The sequence below is a fragment of the Kitasatospora sp. NPDC091257 genome (assembly GCF_044757675.1).
GTDB lineage: Bacteria > Actinomycetota > Actinomycetes > Streptomycetales > Streptomycetaceae > Kitasatospora > Kitasatospora lactacystinica.
The window spans coordinates 1-3,578 of the sequence record NZ_JBIVVI010000959.1; the positions used below are offsets into that span (position 1 = coordinate 1).

The following is a 3,578-nucleotide window of genomic DNA, read 5'->3' on the forward strand; positions in this document are numbered from 1 at the left end:
CCCTCAGCCCCCAGGGCGTGATCCAGGGCTTCCTTCGCTTGGGAGCGACGGACCCCCTCGGCTACGACGTGTGCCTGGACAACAACGGCGAGAGCACTCCGGGCGGCAAGGTGACCGTCTGGGGATGCGGCTCCCACAACACCAACCAGCAGTGGCGGCTCTACCCCGACGGCACCCTTCGCGCCGCGGACTCGGGCCTGTGCATCGACGTCGCGGGCGGCGCGACCGGCAGCGGCAGCCTGCTCGTCCAGCAGACCTGCAACGGCGGCAACAGCCAGAAGTGGGTCCGGCAGGCCAACCCCTGATCCCGGATGATCCCGGAGTGGCCGAAGCCTGACGGCGTCGTGGACGCCTGAACCGTGCGCGTACGCATAGGCGGCGCCCTTGCCCTGATGAGGGCGGGGGCGCCGTGGTGTGCCGGGGACCCGGCGATGGGGCTGGTGCCGTGCCCGCGCAGCCCGTGGAGCGTGACCCGCTCGGCCGTGACCTCGGTCATGGTCCGTTCGTGGTTGAGCTGCTGGAGCAGATACGCGACCGCGTCGTCCTCCGTGCGGCTATCGAGCCCGAGGACGCCCACGCCGACGGCCGGCAGGATCTCGGCTGGTCGAACACCTGCCGGGCCCGGTCCGTGATGCCCAGTCGTTCGAGGCCGGCCAGCGCGAGGACCATCATGCCGTCGATCTTGTCGACGCCTCCCTCTCCGAAGCGGGCCCGGAGCGGGAACGCGCCAGCGTCGCGGGCGAAGGCGAGTTTCTGCGCGGACGCCGGGTTGGGGGCGGGAGTCGAGCTCGATGACGAGGTCCGGCAGCAGCGGCGTCCAGATCACCACGTCCGCGCGCCCATACCGGCCCTTGCCGTCGGGGCCTACGGGCAGCCGTAGTTCCCGGTAGGCGCGGCAGTTCGGCCCCAGGACGGTCCGGGCGAAGTCCGGGACCGCCGCCGTCAGCGCCTTGGTGAGTGGAGTTCTCGGCGGGCCGTAGCCGTTCGCCCGGCTCTGCGCGACCTGGGCGGCTGCGTCGTCGGCCCACTGCTGGAGGTAGTCGGCCAGGATCAGAGCGATGTCCTGAAGGTCTTGTTCGGCCACAGGGCGCGGGCGGCGGCCGGTGAGGACGTGCAGCCAGCCCTCCGCCCGCCTTCGGGACCGCCTCCCTGGTGGCGACCGAGGTGAACTCGGACGTGAAACCGGTGGCGAACTCGGCCTCCTTGAGGACGTCGATCAGGTCGACGGTGCCCCAGCGGCGTTCGATCTCCGCCTTCAGCGCGACGAGGTTCTCCGGCTCCTCCTGCTTGCCCAGCGGCGAGACCTTGATCCACGGCTCGCCGTGCTTCTTGACGCTGTCCACCCCGCCCGTGGTGCCCGGCTCCAGCGCCGTGTCGAAGCGGTTCAGGGCCTCGCGCAGCCTCTTCTCCAGGGCCTCGATGACGCTCATGAACGAGGGATACCGACCCGGCTGCGGCGGACGTGCGTCACTACGACCGAACCGGCAGTCCACGCAACAACACGCCGGAGCCGGGACAGAGTCGGCATCACCAGTCCCGGCAGGGCAAAAGGACACAGGGAGCTCCTGGCGATGCGACCGGCCCGGACAACCGCTGCCTCTGCCAGGAGCCCCGCCGCGTTACCCGCCCGGCCCGGGCAATCTCCTCACATGGCCTCAAGCCGTTCATGGAGCTCCTCGCCGAATCGCGTCCGGTAGACGCCGTGGACGATGGCCCCGGGAGACTGGTAGCCCCTGTGCTCGGGGTCCGAGACATCCCCGTCCCACAGCGCCACGCCTTCGGGAAGCAGCGGAGCACGGCCCAGGTACATATGAGCGGCTTCTTCCAGCCGCAGCTGTCCCCCAACCACCGAGCTCCACAGCCCGTAGCCCTGCCCGACCACCCACATGCACAGATCCTCGGTGCTGTCTTCGGACCAGACGTCCCCGTCCACGCTCACACCTTCCGAGAAGTCGGCCAGCGATTCCGCCGCGGACTCGTATGCGAGCGCGAAGGCTTCGAGCACCTCCCGCGAGTGGGACTCCAACCACGACTCCAGGGCGGACAGACGCGGTCGTGTCGCTTCCAGGACCTCCCAGAACCAGTCGGAATCATGATCCGGGCCCATCTCGGCTCCTGTGTCGACGGCTGCGGTAATCGCCCGACCGTACAGCGCGGTGAAGTTCCCCGAACACTCCCGGGCCTCATCGTCGGCGAATGGCGCTGACCGTCCGCACAGTCACCGGTTCACCGTCAGGCACTGAAAGTGGTGGGGTGCATCGGCCTTCGGCCGATCCGGCAGTGCCGCACCCGCTTCGCTGCGTCCGGTCGGACGGCGGCGACAATGCCCTCCCACTGGACGCGTCGGGTTTCCAGCCGCAAGGAAGCCCCGGCGGGGGCTTCTCCGGCGCCCGCCCCCCGCCGGACTCAGCAGGTGGCGCTGATCATCACGGTCAGCCGGGGCGGGTCTGTGCACTCCAGCGAGTCCTCGCAGGCGCCGACCAGCTGTCCGCGTGGGCCGGCAGGGTTACGAAGAACCTTCCCGAGCGGTAGACGCGACCCCTACGGTTACGCCGTGACGATCACCAGCGCGCCGTACCGGCTCATCGCCGCCCCGGGCGCTGGTGCGCCGTCGTGGGTCTCCTACACCGGACTTGCCGTCAGCGTCGCGGTGGCCGTGGGGACCATCACGATGCACCTGCGCACCCACTGGCGCGACCGACGCAAGGACAGCGAGGAGTATGCGGCGAAGGTCGCCGCCTGGACCGGTCCGGACACCGGAGAGGGCCCAGGGAACCTCTACCGCTACGACTCGGTCGTTGTGCACAACGGCTCGGATCAGCCGGTGTTCAACACCGTGGTGGTCCTGCGGACCGCCGCGCCCGGCGAGCTTCCGGGCGAGACCGACGTGGTGAACATCGCCATCGGCTTGATTCCGCCCAAGGAGACGGTGCAGCGCGACATCAGCGTTGCGGTACCGCCGGGGACCGTTCAGCAACCCGTCACCATTGCGTTCCAGGACGCTCAGGGGCGGACGTGGGAGCGGGACGAAGCCGGCCAGCTCCACCGCGGGGAGCGAGTGAAGGGCACCACCATCGAAGCCGTCACCCGGCGAAACGATGACGGTTCGATCGGGCCTGCCACGCCCAGGGCCGGATTCATGAGGCGCTTGCTGCGGCGGAGATAGGGGCCTCCACAGGCTGGCTCCCTCGCCTCAACGGTCCGTACGAGCTCGTCGGCCGTGGCCCGGTCGACGTCCTGCGCCCACCTCGCGAGCTGCTCTGCGCGGCCGCACGGTGAAGCATCCGCAGCCGAGCCTCGCGGCCGGCCACCGAGCGGGCTTCCAGGTGTTGTGAGAGGACTCTCGCCGGGGCTGTTCGTGGAAACGTCAGGGCCGTTGGCTGGAGATGAGGCGGTCAGCCGGCCATGCCGGGCGTCCGGACCGCACCGGGCGTCCGGACCGCACCGGGCATCCGCAGGTCGTTTGTCAGCGGACGCGGCAGACTGGCTCTGGCGCGAGTTCCGTGAAAGCCGCCCGTGGATCTTGAAAGTTGTCGATCATGATGGGTGTCTGTCGCTGATCTTCTGGCCGCCTTGTT

The 3,578-nt window shown here is 69.7% G+C and carries 3 protein-coding genes; 2 read left to right on the forward strand and 1 reads right to left on the reverse strand.

Annotated features, from left to right (window positions below; all coding sequences use genetic code 11):
- The coding region (locus ACIQOV_RS32745; protein WP_401054355.1) for an RICIN domain-containing protein at positions 1–305 on the forward strand (305 nt) is incomplete at its 5' end.
- Positions 306–1,645: 1,340 nt separating this feature from the next.
- Here ACIQOV_RS32745 and ACIQOV_RS32750 read toward each other — a convergent pair.
- A complete protein-coding gene (locus tag ACIQOV_RS32750; RefSeq protein WP_331768622.1) occupies positions 1,646–2,107 on the reverse strand; it encodes a hypothetical protein in 462 nt (153 codons plus the stop codon).
- A gap of 447 nt (positions 2,108–2,554) precedes the next feature.
- On the opposite strand from ACIQOV_RS32750, the gene ACIQOV_RS32755 reads away from it, so the two are divergent.
- The gene (locus ACIQOV_RS32755; RefSeq protein ID WP_331768621.1) at positions 2,555–3,166 is read left to right on the forward strand and encodes a hypothetical protein; all 612 of its coding nucleotides are present in this window, start codon (positions 2,555–2,557) and stop codon (positions 3,164–3,166) included.
- Positions 3,167–3,578: the final 412 nt, after the last annotated feature.